Raw genomic sequence first — 16,802 nt, forward strand, 5'->3', positions numbered from 1 at the left:
GCCGTCAGACCGGGCCCATGTCGCGCTCTTCGCGCCAGCCCAGGTTGGTGGCCATGCGCGCCAGCACCTCGACGGCGGCGCGGTACTCGTCGTCGGTGATGCCCTCGGTGATCCGCTGCCGGTCGGCGCCGACGCGCGACTGGATGTCGGTGAGCGCCTTCACGCCGGTCTCGGTCAGCGTGACGCGGTCGGGGGTGACGGGCGTGGCCCAGCCGCGGTTGCAGAGGTCGTCGACCACGGGGCGGACGGTGGGCATGTGCGGCGCGAGGTACAGCGCTGCCTCGTCGTCGATCTCGGCGTAGGTGGCCGGGCCGGTCTCGAGCAGGTTGAGGATCTGCCAGTGCCGCGGCGTGACGGCGGCGCTGCCGAGGACGGCGTCGAACCCCTGGTCGATCAGCCGATCGACCAGTTTGAGCCAGTACCCGATGGGGTGCCGCTCCGCGGGCCCCTCCGACGCGTTCATGACAGCTCCTCTGAAGCACCGACGACTTATCCGTACATGTCCGGCACACCGGAGAATGGTCCACTCGCCACGATCGAAAGCGTCATGATAGCGCTTCAGCGGGCGCATTCTCGCCGGCAACCGCGGCATTCCCCTGACCACATTATGAAGGCACGGGCCGCCTTGTATCAGGTTGTCGACGTGCTTGACGGGACAACGGTCGACGCCGGCCACCCGTCGTCGGCGGATTGTCCGGCGCCGTGACCGCCGGATTGGCCTGCCGCGAGGGCGACGCCGCTGATGGCAGGCGTGGCGTGCTGGGTGCTGACCGACGACGGAGGGCGGCTGCGGATCGGCGCGACGCAACGCCGGCGGGCCGGGCCGGGCGGACGATCGTAGGGCTGCTCCGGGCATTCGTGGCGCGCCGGCGGGAAACCACGGCCGGTAATCGGCAACCTCATTTCTGGGTTAGCTGATCTGATCATTCCGGCGCCGTGAGACGGGCGGCCTTGTCTTCCAGGTAGCGCTGTTCGGGCAGGCTCGTGGTGCGCTGTGCGGCCAGCCGGTACGCGGCCCGCGCGGCGTCGTCGTCGCCGGCCATCTCGAGCAGGTGCGCGCGCACCGCCTCGAGCCGGTGGTGCTCGGCCAGCCGGCTGTCGCCGGACAGCGTCTCGAGCAGCGCCAGCCCGGCCTGCGGCCCGTCGGCCATGGCGACGGCGACGGCGTGGTTGAGCGTGACCATCGGGTTGGGGGAGAGCCGCTCCAGCACCTCGTACAGCGCCACGATCTGCGGCCAGTCGGTGTCGTCGGCGGCCGGCGCCTCGTCGTGCACCGCCGCGATGGCCGCCTGCACCTGGTACGGGCCCAGCTCGGCACGCTCGAGTGCACCGGTGACAAGCGCGACGCCCTCGTCGATGGCCGCCTTGTCCCAGCGGCTGCGGTCCTGCTCGGCCAGCGGCACCAGGCTGCCGTCGTCGCCGGTGCGGGCCGGTCGCCGCGCGTCGGTGAGCAGCATCAGCGCCAGCAACCCGGTGATTTCGCCGTCGCCGGGCAGCAGTCGGTGCACCTGGCGGGTCAGCCGGATCGCCTCGGCGGCCAGCTCGACCCGCTGCAGGTCGGCGCCGGACGTGGCCGTGTAGCCCTCGTTGAAGATCAGGTAGAGCACGTGCAGGACGGCGCGCTGGCGGTCGGCGCGGTCCTCCTCGGGCGGCAGGTCGAACCGGGCGCCGGCGGTCTTGATGCTCTGCTTCGCCCGGCTGATCCGCTGCCCCATGGTCGACTCGGGCACCATGAACGCCCGCGCGATCTGCGTGGTCGTGAGACCGCCGACGGCGCGCAGCGTCAGCGCCACCTGCGACGGCGCCGACAGCGCCGGGTGGCAGCACATGAACAGCAGCGTCAGCGTGTCGTCGGTGTCGGGCGGCTGCTCGTCGGCGGGCGGGGCGGCGAACTGGCCGTCGGACGGGGTCAGCGCGGCCGCCGTCTCCTCCCGCCGGCGCCGGGCCGACTCGCTGCGCAGCTGGTCGGTGAGCCGCCGCGACGCGACGGTGATGAGCCACGCCCGCGGGTTGTCGGGCACGCCGTCGTCGGGCCACTGCACGGCGGCCGCCAGCAGCGCGTCCTGGACGGCGTCCTCGGCCGCGTCGAAGTGGCCGTAGCGGCGCACCAGCGCACCCAGCACCTGCGGCGCCTGCTCGCGCAGCAGGTCCTCGATTCCCCCGTCCATTCGCCCCATTGTGAGGCATGGCACCGACAGCGTCGGTCAGTGTTCGTCGTAGTGGCGGCCGTGCGCGGCGTGCAGGTGGCCGTCGTGCAGGTAGTCGGTGTGGTCGCCGTGCTCGACGGTGGGATGTCCGCACTCGGGTTCGTGCTGGTGCGGATGCTGTTCGGTGGTGACGTGCGCGCCGGTGACCCGCGGATCCTCGCCGTTGACGGCGGCCGCGGCGCGCCGGCGGCGCAGCAGCGAACCGGCCGGCCAGGCCAGCACGAACCCGGCCAGCGACGCGACGACGATGCTGGCGCCCGGCGCGACGTCGACGTAGTACGAGAACACCACGCCGCCCAGCGACGGCACCACGCCGAGCACCATCGCCAGCGCGAACGTCGTCCGGAAGCTACGCGTCAGCTGCTGCGACGTCGCCACCGGCACGACCATCAGCGCGCTGACCAGCAGCAGCCCCACCGTCCGCATGGCGACGGTCACGGTGACCGCGGCCATGACGGCGATCAGCATGCTGTACAGCCGCACCGGCAGGCCGCTGGCGCGGGCGAACTCCTCGTCCTGGCAGACGGCGAACAGCTGCGGCGCCAGCCCCACGGCCAGCACGATGACCACGACCGCCAGGACGGCGACCACCCACAGGTCGTCGGCCGACACCGTCGTGATCGAGCCGAACAGGTACGTGTTCAGGGTCGCCGCGGTGCTGCCGGCCAGCCCGGTGATCAGCACGCCGCCGGCGATGCCGCCGTAGAACAGCATCGCCAGCGCGACGTCGGCCGACGCGCGGCCATTGGCCCGCACGACGTCGATGGCCAGCGCGCCGAGCACGGCCACCGCCACCGACGTCCACACCGGCGCCCAGCCGGTCAGCAGGCCGATGGCGACACCGGTCAGCGCGACGTGCCCGAGCCCGTCGCCCATCAGGGCCAGCCGCCGCTGCACCAGGTAGGTGCCGACGGCGGGCGCGGCCAGGCCGGTGAGGACGGCCGCGATCAGCGCCCGCTGCATGAAGTCGTAGTCGAGAAAGCTCATCCGAACAGGCCCGCCCCGTAGTCCTCGCGATGGTCGTCGTGGTGGTCGGGCTGTCCGGTCAGGGTCGTCAGCGGGGTCGGCAGCGGGCCGTCGTGCACGACGCGGCCGCCGTCGAGTACGACGCCGCGGTCGACCAGCGGCGCCAGCGGGCCCATCTCGTGCAGCACCAGCAGCACCGTCCGGCCCGACGCGACGAACGTGCGCAGCGCGCGGGCGAACGCCTCCTGGCTGCGGCGGTCGACGCCGGCATTGGGCTCGTCGAGCACCATGAGATCGGGCTCGGACGCGGCCGCGCGGGCGATGAGCACCCGCTGCTGCTGGCCGCCGGACAGGCTCGAGACGCTGCGGCCGGCGTGCTCGGCCAGCCCGACCAGCTCGATCGCGTGCTCGACGGCGTCGCGGTCGGCCTTGCGGGCCGGCCGGAACAGCTTGCGCCGGGCCAGCCGCCCCGCGGCGACGACCTCGCGCACCGTCGCCGGGACCCCGGCCGCCGCCGTCGTGCGCTGCGGCACGTAGCCGATGCGCCACCAGTCGCGAAACGACTTCAGCGGGGTGCCGAACAGCCGCACCTCGCCGGCGCTCGCCGGCACCAGGCCGACCGCCGCCCGGACCAGCGTGGACTTGCCCGAACCGTTGGCGCCCAGCAGCGTGACGACCTCGCCCTCGACGACCTTGAGCTCGACGCCGTGCAGCACCGGGCGGTCGTCGAGCTCGACCCGCAGCCCGTGGACGTCGACGACGGCTGCTCTCATGGGGTCACCGTACTCAGGAACATTCGTTGGCGGTCCGCAGCGTCTCCAGGTTGGCCCGCATCAGGCTGAAGTAGTCCTGGTCGGCGGTGTCGTCGGTGAGCCCCTCGATCGGGTCGAGCACCGCCGCCTCGATGCCGAGGTCGCTCGCCAGCGTCTCGGCGACGTCCGGGCTGACGAGGCGCTCGTAGAAGATCGTCGTGACGCCCTCGGCCTGGACGACGTCGTGCACCTCGGCCAGCCGCTCCGGCGACGGCTCGGCCTCGGGGTCGATGCCGGAGATGCCGACCTGCTCGAGGTCGTACCGGTGGGCGAGGTAGCCGAACGCCTCGTGCGCGACGACGATCACCCGCTGGGTGCACTGGGCCAGGCCGGCCTCGTACTCCTGGTCGAGGGTCTCGAGGTCAGCGCTCAGCGCCTCGGCGTTGTCCCGGTAGTCGTCGGCGTTGTCTGGGTCGGCCTCGGCCAGCCGGTCCGCGACGGCGTCGGCGATCGGCTCGAGGTTCGTCGGGTCGAGCCAGATGTGCGGGTCGCCGGCGAGGTCGCCGTGGTCGTGGCCCTCGTGCTCCTCTTCGCTCTCGCCCTCGTGCTCGTCCTCGGGGTTGTCGAGCAGCTCGACCAGGCCCGCGACGTCGACGGCGCGGTCCTCGGCGTTCTGCTCGACCGCCTCGTCGACGGACGGCTGGAACCCGGCCAGGTACACGACGAGGTCGGCGTCGGCGATCTCGCCGACCTGACGGGCGGTCAGCTCGAGGTCGTGCGGCTCACCGCCGGCCTGGGTGAGGTTCTCGACGGTGGCGTAGTCGCCCGCGACACGTTCGGTCACGAAGGCCAGCGGGTAGAACGACGCGGCGACGACCGGGCCGTCGCCGCCGCCCGCGACGGGGTCGTCGTCGGACCCACAGGCCGTGAGGGCCAGGCCGGCGAGGGCGACGGTGCTCAGCGCGGCCGCGGCCGCACGACGGTTCTTCATGGGACACATTCTCATCAAGAGTGACAACCATTGTCAAAACGACGCAGCGCTCGTCTCCGATGGACGTTCGGAGATAGACTGTGTTGGGAATGAGAATCGACAGGGAGCGACTCAGGTGACGGTACGCGAACAGCCGGCCAAGGAGCACCGCCGGACACGGCAGCGCGCCGCGGTCGACGAGGTGCTCGACCAGACCGACGACTTCATCAGCGCCCAGGAGTTGCACGCCCTGCTGCGCGCCCGCGGCGCCGGCGTCGGACTCGCCACCGTCTACCGCACCCTGCAGACCCTCGCCGACGACGGCCGGGTCGACGTCCTGCGCTCCGACGCCGGCGAGTCGGTCTACCGCCGCTGCGTCCGCGAAGAGCACCACCACCACCTGGTCTGCCGGTCCTGCGGCGCCACGGTGGAGATCTCCGGCCCGACGGTCGAGCGCTGGGCCAAGTCCATCGCCGACCAGCACGGCTACTCCGACGTCTCGCACACGCTGGAGATCTTCGGCACTTGCCCCCGCTGCGCCGCCTGACCCCCCGCGCCCGCGGATGGTGAATCGGGTCGCGTGGGGACGGTCGCCGCTGGTCGGCGGCGGTGCGTCCCGGTGGGCGAGCGAGCCATTGCTCCGTTCCGAAACGTCCCGGTAACGTCGTTGGCGTCGGTCTAATACGTATTAGGAGGCGGCGTGCGACGGCGGACGTGGCGAGCGTGGCGGACGACGGCAGCGGTGGCCGCTGCCGTGGCAACAGGGGTGGCGGCAGGAATGGCGCCGGCGACGGCCGAACCGGCCGCGCCCGCAGCGGTGCCGGCGGCTGACACCGTCGCCGACCGGCCGGGGGAGTTCGACGAGACCGTGCTCTGGGACTCGGCCGAGGGCGGCGAGCACGAGAGCTACCACGTGCAGGGCCTGGCGGTGACGCCGTCGGACACCATCCTGGCCTTCACCGAGGGCCGGCACGACGTCTGCGACGCCGGGCCGCGCGACATCGTCCTGCGCCGCAGCACCGACGGCGGCGACTCGTGGGAGCCGAGCCGCGTCGTCGTCCCGTCGGAGAACGGCCAGTCGTGGGGCAACCCGACGCCGGTGGTCGACCGCGACACCGGCGAGATCTTCCTGTTCTTCGGCCTCTCGCTGCTCGACCCGGGCAACACCGGCTGCTCCGGCGACCGCCAGGAGATCTACCTGAGCCGCAGCACCGACGACGGCGTCACGTGGACCGCGCCGGTGGTGCTGGACGAGCTGTTCGCGGGCAACCCGTACGAGTGGACGCTGCACGGCCCCGGTCCCGGCCACGGCATCCAGCTGCAGGACGGCCGGCTGGTCATGCAGGTGCTGCACCGCCGCGAGGTCGTCGGGCACACCACACCCGAGCGGCTCTACGGCGTCTCGGTGATCTACAGCGACGACCACGGCGCCACCTGGCAGGCCGGCGAGCCGATTCCCGTCGACGTCAACTACCCGATCAACGAGAGCCGCATCTACGAGCGCGGCGACGGCGCGATCGTCGTCAACGGGCGGTCGGCGGCGGGCGGGCACCGGCAGCGGATCAGCGCCGTCAGCGCCGACGGGGGCGAGACCTGGTCCGACCCGGTGCTCGAGCCCGCGACCGGCCGCTACACCGCCGTCGACGCCGGATTCCTGCGGTTCGAGGGTCCCGACGGCGTCAGCCGGCTGCTGCACGCCCGGCCGGACTCCGCCCGCCGCGAGGCGCTCACCCTGTCCGTCAGCTACGACGACGGCGCGACGTACCGGTACGACACGATCGTCAACCCGGGCCCGTCGTACTACTCCGACCTCGCGGTGCTGTCCGACGGCACGATCCTGCTGTTCTACGGCCGCGACGGGGAGATCCTCGGCTCGCCGGCCCGGCTGGTGATGGCCCGGCTCGACCTCGCCTGGCTGACGGACGGCCGCGACACCGGCTCCGGGACGGGAATCACCGAGCACGCGGTCGAGCTCGGCGGCGCCGCCGGCGCGAAGACCCGGCCGCCCGCCGGCCCGCCGGCCACGCAGACCGTCAGCCCGGACGTCGCCGGCGGGAACGATGCCGTCGTCGGCGGCGCGCCCGTGGCCACCGACGGCGGGTTGGTCCTGGACGGCGACGACCACCTGGAGATCCCCGCGACCGACGCGGTCCGGGGGGCCGGCGACACGTTCACCGCGTCGGCCTGGTTCCGCACCGGCGCGACGGAGAGCCAGGCGATCCTGTGGGCCTTCGGCTGGGGCTCGGCCACGCCGCAGTGGTGGCTGCGTGCCGAGCCGGGCAGCAACCGGATCCAGGCGCTCGTCGACGCCGGCCAGGCGACGGCCACGCTCACCGCGCCCGGCGCGTACGCCGACGACGAGTGGCACCACGTCGCGCTCGCTCGGGGCGGCGGCACGATCGAGCTGTACGTCGACGGCGTCCGAGTCGCCCAGGCGGCGTCCCCGACCGGCAGCCTGGCGTTCAGCGCCCGCGAGGGGATCCACATCGGCCAGCGGCCGGACGGCGCCAACCGGCTCACCGGCGGAGTCGACGATGTCCGGCTGTACGACCGGGTACTGACCGCGGACGAGGTCGCCGCGCTCGCGTCCGCCCGGACCGCGGAAGGCGCCGCCGGCCCCGTCGTCCACCTGCCGCTGGACGAGACCGTCCGCGAGCGGGTCCCGCAGCCGGCGCCGTCGGTGATCGAGGACGAGAACGCCCGCGGCGGTGCCGCACTGACGTACTCCGCGACCGGCCCCGGCGACTACCTGGAGCTGCCGTTCCGGCTGGCCCGCGACGACGGAGCGTTCGAGGTCGCCGTCCGGTACGCGCGCGGCCAGGACGCCGGCCGGATCGAGGTGAGCATCGACGGGCAGGTGCTGCCCGACGGTGTGCTCGACCCGAGCCTGGACAGCGGCAGCGCCTACCAGACGTACCAGCACGGCACCGTCGACCTCGAGCGCGGGCTGCACCGGATCAGGTTCACACTGCTGGAGCCCGGCCGGCTCGGCGGCACGACGATCGCGCCGGACGAGCTCACGCTGATCGCCGCCGGGCAGCCGTCCGACGAGGCGAGCCGCGACGTCGTGGTCGACGACGAGTCGGTCGGCGCGTTCCGGATGACCGGCACCTGGAGCCGCGCCACCGGGCAGGCCGGCCACCCGTACTACGGCGTCAGCTACCGGTCCGCGCCGGCCGGCGCCGGCGACCGCACCGCGAGCTGGCAGGTCGACGTGCCGGTCACGGGGGAGTACCACGTCCTCGCCTGGGCGGTCGCGCACGCCAACCGGGCCTCCGACGCGCCGTTCACCGTCCACCACGCCGACGGCGCGACGACGGTCCGGCTCGACCAGCGGGGCCAGGCCCGGGTCGTCGGCGACTCGCGGCCGGGCGTCTGGGTCGACCTCGGCGCGTACCGGTTCGAGGCGGGCGCGGCCGGGCGGGTGGAGTTGTCCAACACCGCCGACGGGTTCGTCATCGCCGACGCGGTCATGGTCACCCGCGACCCGGTGCCGGGCGGGGTGGGCGACGTGACGGCGGCCGCCGCGTCGCCGTCGTCGGTGCGGGTGTCGTGGGCGGCGGTCGACGGCGCCGACGGCTACGACGTCGAGGTGCGGGCCGCCGGGACGGAGCTGTGGACGCTGGCCGGGCGCGTCGGCGCCGATGCGACGTCGCTGGACGTCACCGGGCTGGCGCCGTCGACGGCGTACGAGGTCCGCGTGTACGCGTTCGCCGAGCCCGACCCGGGTCGTCCGGCGCTGGCCGGGCCGGCGTCCGCCCCGGTCACCGTCACCACGCCGGAGGCCGGCGACGACGCCGGGGACGGCACGCTCGCGCTGAGCGTGCTGTCCAGCCGGCCCGACACCGTGACCGGCGGCGACGCGCTGGTGCGGGTGTCCGTGGCGGACGACGCCGTGCCGCTCGACGCCGTGGCGGTCACCGTCAACGAGGTCGACGTCACCGTGTCGCTGACGCCCGATCCGTCCGGCCGCAGCCTGACCGGCCTGGTCACGGGGCTGCACGACGCCGCCAACGTCCTGGCCGCACAGGCCGGGACGGCGGCGTCGCGCACCACCGCCCGGCTGACCGGCCACCCGATCGAGGGGCCGGTCTTCTCCGGCCCGCAGGAGCAGCCGTTCCGCTGCGAGACGGCGCAGTTCACCGTGCCGGTGATCGGCGGGACGCTCGGCGCGCCGCTGGACGAGAACTGCTCGCTCGCCGGCCGCGTCGACCACTTCTACCGCACGACGGGCGACACCTTCGCTCCGTGGCCGGCCGGGGCCACCGAGTACCCGGCCGACCTGGTCACGACGACCACCAGCGACGGCACGCAGGTGCCGTTCGTCGTGCGGATGGAGACCGGCACCGTCAACCGGGCCGTCTACCAGACCACCGTGCTGCACGACCCGCTCGCCGACGCCGCCCCGGGACCGGCCGCGCCGCCGCCGGCCTGGAACGGGGCGACGGTGTTCACGTTCGGCGGCGGCTGCACCAACGGCTGGTACCGGCAGGGCCGCAACACCGGCGGCGTCGTCGACCCGTACCTGCTGGGCCAGGGGTACGGGCTGATGTCGTCGTCGCTCAACGTGTTCGGCTCGAACTGCAACGACCTGACCGCCGCCGAGACCGCGTCGATGGTGAAGGAGCGGTTCGTCGAGCGGTATGGGCCGGTCGACCACGTCATCGGGTTCGGCTGCTCAGGGGGCTCGTACCAGGCGTACCAGATCGCCGACAACTACCCGGGGATCCTCGACGGCATCATCGTCGGCTGCTCGTTCCCCGACGTCGGGTTCTCGACCGTGAACATGATCACCGACGCGAGGCTGCTGGACGCCTATTTCACCGGCCACGGCTCGTCGTGGACCGAGGCGGAGCGGCTGGCCGTCACTGGGTTCGCGACCGACGCCACCGCGGCCGCCGTCGCCGGGGGCGCGCGACGGATCGACCCGCGCTCGTTCTGCGCGATGGTGCCGGCGGAGCAGCGCTACGACCCGGTCGCCAACCCGCGAGGGGTGCGCTGCGGCGTGTACGACCACGCTGTCAACGTGTACGGCCGCGACCCGGAGACGGGGTTCGCCCGGCGTCCGCTGGACAACGTCGGCGTCCAGTACGGCCTGGGGGCGCTGTCGTCCGGCGCCATCACGGCGGACCAGTTCCTCGACCTCAACGAGCACGTCGGCGGCTTCGACGACGACGCGAACCTGGTGCCGTCACGGACCGAGGGCGACACGTCGGCCATCGCGGCGGCGTACCGGACCGGGCGGCTGACCAGCGGCGGAGGCGGGCTGGCCGCGACGCCGATCACCGACTACCGCACGTATCGTGACGACAACCCGGCCGGCGAGCTGCACGTGCGCTACCACTCGTTCTCGATGCTGGCGCGCCTGGAGAAGGCCAACGGGACCGCGGCGAACGTCGTCGGGCTGGTCGAGGACATGCGCTACACCGGGTTCAGCACCGAGAGCCCGCTGCTGCGGCACGCCGTCGCGAGCATGGACGAGTGGCTGCGGACCCTGGCGGCGACGCCGACCCGCGATGCCTCGGACGTCGCGGCCGCGCGTCCGGCCGGCCTGGTCGAGGGGTGCATGACCCGCGACGCCTCGCCGGTCTTCGTGGCGGAGACGCTCACCCGCGATCCCGCCAGCACCTGCGAGCGCCTCTACCCGACGGCGTCGTTCCCGCGCGAGGTGGCCGGCGAGTCCGTCGCCGCCGACGTCGTCAAGTGCCGGCTGCGCGAGCCGCGGCGATCCGACTACGCCGTCGCGCTCAGCGACGAGCAGTGGCAGCGGCTCACCACGGTCTTCGCCGGCGGCGTCTGCGACTACTCCGTGCCCGGCGTCGAGCAGCAGCCGCTGGCAGGGACCTGGCTGCGGTTCTGATCGTGGTCGGCCTCAGCGGCTGGGGTGCCAGGCGGGGAGGCGCTCCTGCGGGCGTGGGTACAGCTCATGGTCGCGGACCAGGAGCGCCGCGTCGTCCGGACCCCACACGCCGAACGGCGGGTGAAGGTCGATGACCTGGGTGGTGATGGCGCCGTTCGGCCGGAGCAGGAAGGCGAGGTTGTACCAGGCGCCGCGGTCCTCGGTGTACATCGACCGGCGCAGTGTCGCGCAGGCCGCGGCAACGTCGGGCAGGTACAGCAGGTATTGGAAGGAGAGCGGGCCGTCGGCTTCCAGCTTGATCATCACGGTGGTCCGGACATCGTCGGCCGCCGCCGAGGCCATGAGATTCGCGTGCAGCCATCCTTCGGGGAGATGGCCGAGCAGGGCATAGCCGACCCGCAGCAGCGGATCGTCCGTCTCCGGCGACGCGGCGCTCAGGTCGAGGCGGGGGAGCGCGTTGCCGTCGGCGTCGGTGGTCTCGGCGGCCTGCTCTCGGTCGTGCTTGCGGAGGTACGCCCGCATGGCGCGCACATACTCGCGGTCCACCTCGTCCTTGGCCTCCGCCTCGAGCGCGTCCAGCGGATCCACAAGTCTGTCGTCGCCCATCCCGCCACGCTACCTTGTGACGAGCTATCTCCACCCGCTCGGCGTTGCTCTTGGAGCAACGGCGCAGAGTTCCGGCCCGAAATGTCCGAGTGATTCCGCAATTACTCCAAGATCAACCGATTGGAGCCCTGGTTGGTGACGTGCCGACGCCGTTCCGGGCGAGTGCCGCACCGGGACGACGGAGTCAGGCGAGCAGGCCGCCGGCGCGGGCGACGACGAGGGCGCCGAGCGCGACCACGATGAAGCCGCGGCTCAACTTCTGCCCGGCGCCGAGTCGCGGCCAGGCCAGCACCAGCAGCCACGCCAGGAACAGCACGACCAACCCGAGCAGCGCCGGGCCGACGGGCGGCGGCGCCAGCAGGCCGCCGAGCAGGACGGCCGCCGTCACCACGCCGAGCAGCCACTTGGGCGCCGCCGTGAGCTTGACCAGCACCGGGTAGCTGACCGCCTCGATGCGGGCGCGCAGGCTCGACTTGGGCGGCGGGCCGGCCGGGGCGGGGCGGCGGCTGCCACCGGACCGCGGGGCGCGCGACCCGGCGCCCGGCGCGGCGGGCCGGCGGTTCGGGTTGCGGCGCGGCTGGCGGTTCTGCGGCACTGGAGATCCTTCGGGGTGTGTCGACCTACTCGGTCGCAGCATCGTACGGTGGTTGGTCGTCATACTGCTCCATGGCTCCGACAGAGTCGAGGCTCCGCCTCTGCTGGCACCGGCCTCGAAAGGATCACGATGCTCGTCGTCACCCGATACCGGGTCCCGCCCGCGGACGCGGTCTCGTTCCGTGACCGTGCCCGGCGGGCGCTCGAGGTGCTCGCCGCCAAGCCCGGCTGGCGCGGCGGCCACGTCGGCCGCGCGGCTGACGATCCCGAGCTGTGGGTGGTCAGCAGCGAGTGGGAGAACGTCGGCTCCTACCGCCGCGCGCTCTCGTCGTACGAGTCGAAACTGGAGGCGGTGCCGCTGCTGTCGCTGGCGATCGACGAGCCGACGGCGTTCGAGATCGTCGCGACGGTGGAGAGCTCCGGCGCCAGCGTCCGGGCCTCTGACGCCGACGAGGTGGGGCTCGGCCAGGCCGCCGCCCCCGTCGTCCCCACCGACTTCGATCGGGGCATGCACGCGTGAGCGCCGTCCACCTGCACGGCGGCGAACCCGCACCGCCGGCCGGGCCGCACGTGCGCCGTCTGGTGCTGGCGGTGCTGATCCCGCTCGTCCTCGCGACCATCGCCGGGCTGATCGTGCTCTGGCCGGACGGCGACCCGCCGCGCATCGAGGCCGGTGTACGCACCGACGGGACGATCTTGTCGGTGCAGCCGTGCGAAGACGTCGTCGAGACGCCGCCGACGCCGGAGGGTGAGGACACCGCGGCCGAGTGCCTGCAGGCGCAGGTCCGCGTCGACGCCGGGCCGGACGAGGGCGTCGAGACGGTCGTGCCGCTGCCGTTCGGCGTCGGTGCACCGGAGTTCCACGAGGGCGACGCGGTCGTGCTCAGCGCGCTGCCCGACGCGCCGCTGGAGAGCCGCTACGAAGTGCTCGACTTCCAGCGCGACGTGCCGCTGATCTGGCTGGCCGGTCTGTTCGCCGTCGCCGTCGTCGTGCTGTCCGGCTGGAAGGGCCTGGCCGCGCTCGGCGGGCTGGGCGTCTCGATGGTGGTGCTGCTGGTGTTCGTGCTGCCGGCGCTGCTGACGGGAGAGTCGCCGCTGCCGGTGGCGATCGTCGGGGCGTCGGTGATCATGATCGTGACGCTCTACCTCGCGCACGGCGTCTCGATCAGGACGTCGGTCGCGCTGATCGGGACGCTGGTCAGCCTGGCGCTGACGGGGATCCTGGGCTCGTTGTTCAGCTCGCTGGCGCACTTCACCGGGCTGGCCGGCGAGGCGTCGTCCTACATCGGGACCGTCAACACCGAGATCGACCTGCGCGGCCTGCTGCTCGCCGGGCTGGTCATCGGGGCGCTCGGCGTGCTCGACGACGTCACCGTCACGCAGAGCGCGGCGGTGTGGGAGCTGGCCGCCGCGGACCCGGCGTCGTCGCGGCGGTCGCTGCTGGGGGCGGGCCTGCGGATCGGCCGCGAGCACGTCGCGGCCACGGTGAACACGCTGGTCCTCGCATACGTCGGCGCCTCGTTGCCGCTGCTGATGCTGTTCAGCGTCCTCGGGCAGGGTGTGACGGACACCATCACCAGCGAGGCGGTGGCCCAGGAGATCGTCCGGGCGCTGGTCGGCGGGCTCGGCATCATCGCGGCGGTGCCGGTCACCACGGCGTTGGCGGTGCTCGCGGTCCGGGGACGATCGGCCCGGCCGGCTGGCCGACGCCGCAAGCCGGTGTCGTCTACCCTCGAAGCTGACCTGGACGCCTAGACCCCGAACGGAGTGACCACCGTGCCTGCGCCCGTCGACGCCATCGTCTCCCTCGCCAAGCGCCGTGGTTTCGTCTTCCCGACGGGTGAGATCTACGGCGGTACGCGCTCGGCCTGGGACTACGGGCCGCTCGGCGTGGAGCTGAAAGAGAACGTGCGCCGGCAGTGGTGGCGCTCCATGGTGCAGCAGCGCGACGACGTCGTCGGCCTCGACTCCGCGGTCATCCTGCCGCGCGAGGTGTGGGTCGCGTCCGGCCACGTCGAGGAGTTCGTCGACCCGCTGGTCGAGTGCCAGGCCTGCCACCGCCGCTTCCGCGCGGACCAGCTCAAGGAGGAGTTCGCCGCCCGCACCGGCCTGCCGGTGGCCGGCGGGCTGGCCGAGGTGCCGTGCCCCACCTGCGGCGCGAAGGACTCGTGGACCGAGCCGCGGATGTTCAACGGCCTGCTCAAGACTTACCTCGGCCCGGTCGAGTCCGACGAGGGGCTGCACTACCTGCGGCCCGAGACCGCGCAGGGCATCTTCGCCAACGTCGTCAACGTCATGAACTCCTCGCGCAAGAAGCCGCCGTTCGGCATCGCGCAGGTGGGCAAGTCGTTCCGCAACGAGATCACGCCGGGCAACTTCATCTTCCGCACGCGCGAGTTCGAGCAGATGGAGATGGAGTTCTTCGTCGCGCCCGGCACCGACGACCAGTGGCACGAGTACTGGCTGCAGGAGCGGTGGAACTGGTACCTCGGGCTGGGGCTGTCCGAAGACAACCTGCGGCTCTACGAGCACCCGAAGGAGAAGCTCTCGCACTACGCGAAGCGGACGGTCGACATCGAGTACCGCTTCGGCTTCGGCGCGACGGAGTTCGCCGAGCTCGAGGGTGTGGCCAACCGCACCGACTTCGACCTGACGACGCACGCCAAGCACTCCGGCCAGGACCTCAGCTTCTTCGACCAGGAGAAGGGCGAGCGCTGGACGCCGTACGTCATCGAGCCGGCCGCCGGGCTCACCCGCTCGGTGCTCGCGTTCCTGCTCGACGCCTACGACGTCGACGAGGCGCCCAACGCCAAGGGCGGCGTCGACACCCGCCACGTCCTGCGGTTCGACCCGCGGCTGGCGCCGGTGAAGGTGGCCGTGCTGCCGCTGTCGCGCAACGCCGACCTCTCGCCGAAGGCCCGCGACCTCGCCACCCGGCTGCGGGCCCGGTGGAACGTCGAGTTCGACGACGCCGGCGCCATCGGCCGCCGCTACCGCCGTCAGGACGAGATCGGCACCCCCTTCTGCGTCACCGTCGACTTCGCCACCCTCGACGACGACGAGGTCACCGTCCGCGACCGCGACACCATGCACCAGGAGCGCATCGGCATCGACCGCGTCGAGGCGTATCTCGGGGAGCGGTTGCCGACGTGTTGACGACGCTCCCCACCGTCGCCCCGCTGCAGCTCGGGTCGCTGCGGGTCGGCCCGCCGGTCGTACTCGCGCCGATGGCCGGCGTCACCAACGCCGCGTTCCGCCGGCTCTGCGCCGAGCAGGGCGCCGGGCTCTACGTCTGCGAGATGATCACCTCCCGCGGCGTCGTCGAGCGCGACGAGAAGACGCTGAACATGCTGGTCTTCGCCGACGTCGAGGACGTCCGCTCGGTCCAGCTCTACGGCGTCGACCCGTTCTACGTCGGCGAGGCCGTGAAGGTGCTCGCCGGCGAGTACGGCGTCGCGCACGTCGACCTCAATTTCGGCTGCCCGGTGCCCAAGGTCACCCGCAAGGGCGGCGGGGCGGCGCTGCCGTACAAGCGCGGGCTGCTGGAGGCGATCCTGCGGGCTGCCGTGGGCGCCGCCGAGCCGTACGGCATCCCCGTCACGATGAAGACCCGCAAGGGCATCGACGACGACCACCTCACCTACCTCGACGCCGGCCGCATCGCCGAGGACGCCGGCTGCGCCGCCATCGCGCTGCACGGGCGCACCGCCGTCCAGCACTACTCCGGCGAGGCCGACTGGACGTCCATCGCGCGGCTCAAGGAGCACGTGTCGATCCCGGTGCTCGGCAACGGCGACATCTGGGAGGCCGCCGACGCCGTGCGCATGCTCGAGGCCACCGGCGCCGACGGCGTCGTCGTCGGCCGCGGCTGCCTCGGCCGGCCGTGGCTGTTCCGCGACCTCGCCGCCGCCTTGACGGGCGCGCCGGTGCCGTCGCTGCCGACCCTCGGTGAGGTGGCCGCCATGATGCGCCGCCACGCCGAACTGCTCGCCGACCTCATGGGCGAGGACCGCGGCCTGCGCGACATGCGCAAGCACATGGCCTGGTACCTCAAGGGCTTCGTGGCGGGCTCCGAGGTCCGGGCGTCGTTGGGGATGGTGTCGTCGCTGGCCGACCTCGACGCGCTGCTGGGGGAGTTGGACCCGGCGCAGCCGTATCCGGTCGCCGAGCTCGGCCAGCCGCGCGGGCGGCAGGGCAGTCCGCGCAAGGTCGCCCTCCCGGCCGGCTGGCTCGACGAGACCGACGGCGTCACCGGCGACCTCGCCGACGCCGAGCTCGACATCTCCGGCGGCTGACGGGAGGTTCGTCGGGGGTTTGCCTGTTGGGCGTCCCCCTGCTGCCCATGGTCTTAGCCGCGCACCCGCGGCCTAAGAACGGGCAGCTATCAGGGGACGGGGAAGAACCGGGCACACCTCGATCTAGTTGGACCGTCGTACCGGCCGTCGGATGCTCAAAGAACCGGCGGATACCCGAATTTCCGGCGAGTGCGGGCCAGATCCGGGCCGTACGCGTCGGAAATTCGAGTATCCGCCGGATTCACGAGCACGACGGTGAGACCTCACCCGTCACCGAAGCACCTCACCCGCCGTAGGACCGCACCCGGCACCGATCCAGCCGCTATCCGGTCCTCACGCGAGTGAGGTGTTCCCCACGCGAGTGAGGATTTGAGGCGCACGTTCACGGCTAAGAAAATGGGCAGCAGGGGGACGGCCAACTCGGCGACACTTCGGCGACCGGCCGCGAGCCCCCGGCCAACGGCCCGGACCCCAACCGCCGGCACCTCTCCGGCCGTTCCCGCGCACCCTCTTGACACCGGACATTTGGTACGGAAATCTCTTCGTAACCGG

General features: G+C 72.7%; 12 protein-coding genes and 2 pseudogenes. 7 read left to right on the forward strand and 7 right to left on the reverse strand.

The features are described from left to right. Nucleotides 1-4 precede the first annotated feature (4 nt). The 5 genes from BLV05_RS15575 to BLV05_RS15595 form a co-directional block, all read right to left on the reverse strand. A complete protein-coding gene (locus tag BLV05_RS15575; protein WP_046769845.1) occupies nt 5-463 on the reverse strand; it encodes a MarR family winged helix-turn-helix transcriptional regulator in 459 nt (152 codons plus the stop codon). 460 nt (nt 464-923) lie between these two features. Next, nucleotides 924-2,168: an RNA polymerase sigma factor gene (locus tag BLV05_RS15580; protein ID WP_046769844.1), complete on the reverse strand. Its 1,245-nt coding sequence runs from the start codon at nt 2,166-2,168 to the stop codon at nt 924-926. Between the two features lie 36 nt (nt 2,169-2,204). After that, nucleotides 2,205-3,194 (reverse strand): metal ABC transporter permease, encoded by a 990-nt coding sequence (locus BLV05_RS15585; protein WP_046769843.1) that lies wholly within the window; start codon nt 3,192-3,194, stop codon nt 2,205-2,207. After that, nucleotides 3,191-3,946 (reverse strand): metal ABC transporter ATP-binding protein, encoded by a 756-nt coding sequence (locus BLV05_RS15590; protein WP_046769842.1) that lies wholly within the window; start codon nt 3,944-3,946, stop codon nt 3,191-3,193. The genes BLV05_RS15585 and BLV05_RS15590 overlap by 4 nt, the downstream gene beginning before the upstream one ends. Nucleotides 3,947-3,959: 13 nt before the next feature. Next, nucleotides 3,960-4,916: a metal ABC transporter substrate-binding protein gene (locus tag BLV05_RS15595; protein WP_046769841.1), complete on the reverse strand. Its 957-nt coding sequence runs from the start codon at nt 4,914-4,916 to the stop codon at nt 3,960-3,962. 115 nt (nt 4,917-5,031) lie between these two features. Between BLV05_RS15595 and BLV05_RS15600 the strand changes: the two genes are divergently transcribed. From BLV05_RS15600 to BLV05_RS38615, 3 genes and pseudogenes are all read left to right on the forward strand, one after another. Next, on the forward strand, nt 5,032-5,442 hold the full coding sequence (locus tag BLV05_RS15600; RefSeq protein WP_046769840.1) for a Fur family transcriptional regulator: 411 nt from the start codon (nt 5,032-5,034) through the stop codon (nt 5,440-5,442). A 231-nt stretch (nt 5,443-5,673) separates the two neighbouring features. Beyond that, nucleotides 5,674-8,367: pseudogene (locus tag BLV05_RS38610) on the forward strand (exo-alpha-sialidase); the annotation flags it as partial. Then, nucleotides 8,368-10,755 carry a DUF6351 family protein gene (locus tag BLV05_RS38615; protein WP_407929307.1) on the forward strand — a complete coding sequence of 796 codons (2,388 nt, stop codon included), beginning with the start codon at nt 8,368-8,370 and terminating at the stop codon, nt 10,753-10,755. Nucleotides 10,756-10,767: 12 nt separating this feature from the next. On the opposite strand, the gene BLV05_RS15610 is transcribed toward BLV05_RS38615, so the two are convergent. Next, nucleotides 10,768-11,361, reverse strand: coding sequence for a hypothetical protein (locus BLV05_RS15610; RefSeq protein ID WP_152690841.1), 594 nt, complete (start codon nt 11,359-11,361; stop codon nt 10,768-10,770). A gap of 184 nt (nt 11,362-11,545) precedes the next feature. Beyond that, nucleotides 11,546-11,956, reverse strand: coding sequence for a DUF6703 family protein (locus tag BLV05_RS15615; protein WP_052762643.1), 411 nt, complete (start codon nt 11,954-11,956; stop codon nt 11,546-11,548). Between the two features lie 129 nt (nt 11,957-12,085). On the opposite strand from BLV05_RS15615, the pseudogene BLV05_RS15620 reads away from it, so the two are divergent. From BLV05_RS15620 to dusB, 4 genes and pseudogenes are all read left to right on the forward strand, one after another. After that, nucleotides 12,086-12,358 (forward strand): annotated as a pseudogene (locus BLV05_RS15620) (antibiotic biosynthesis monooxygenase family protein); the annotation flags it as partial. Between the two features lie 113 nt (nt 12,359-12,471). Then, nucleotides 12,472-13,710 (forward strand): YibE/F family protein, encoded by a 1,239-nt coding sequence (locus BLV05_RS15625; RefSeq protein WP_063932579.1) that lies wholly within the window; start codon nt 12,472-12,474, stop codon nt 13,708-13,710. Between the two features lie 21 nt (nt 13,711-13,731). Next, complete coding sequence (locus BLV05_RS15630) at nt 13,732-15,111, forward strand: glycine--tRNA ligase (RefSeq protein WP_046769948.1); 1,380 nt, start codon at nt 13,732-13,734, stop codon at nt 15,109-15,111. Beyond that, a complete protein-coding gene (gene dusB / locus BLV05_RS15635; protein ID WP_046769947.1) occupies nt 15,108-16,250 on the forward strand; it encodes a tRNA dihydrouridine synthase DusB in 1,143 nt (380 codons plus the stop codon). Before BLV05_RS15630 ends, dusB begins: the two co-directional genes overlap by 4 nt. The last annotated feature ends 552 nt before the right edge of the window (nt 16,251-16,802 follow it).

It is taken from the genome of Jiangella alkaliphila (assembly GCF_900105925.1).
GTDB lineage: Bacteria > Actinomycetota > Actinomycetes > Jiangellales > Jiangellaceae > Jiangella > Jiangella alkaliphila.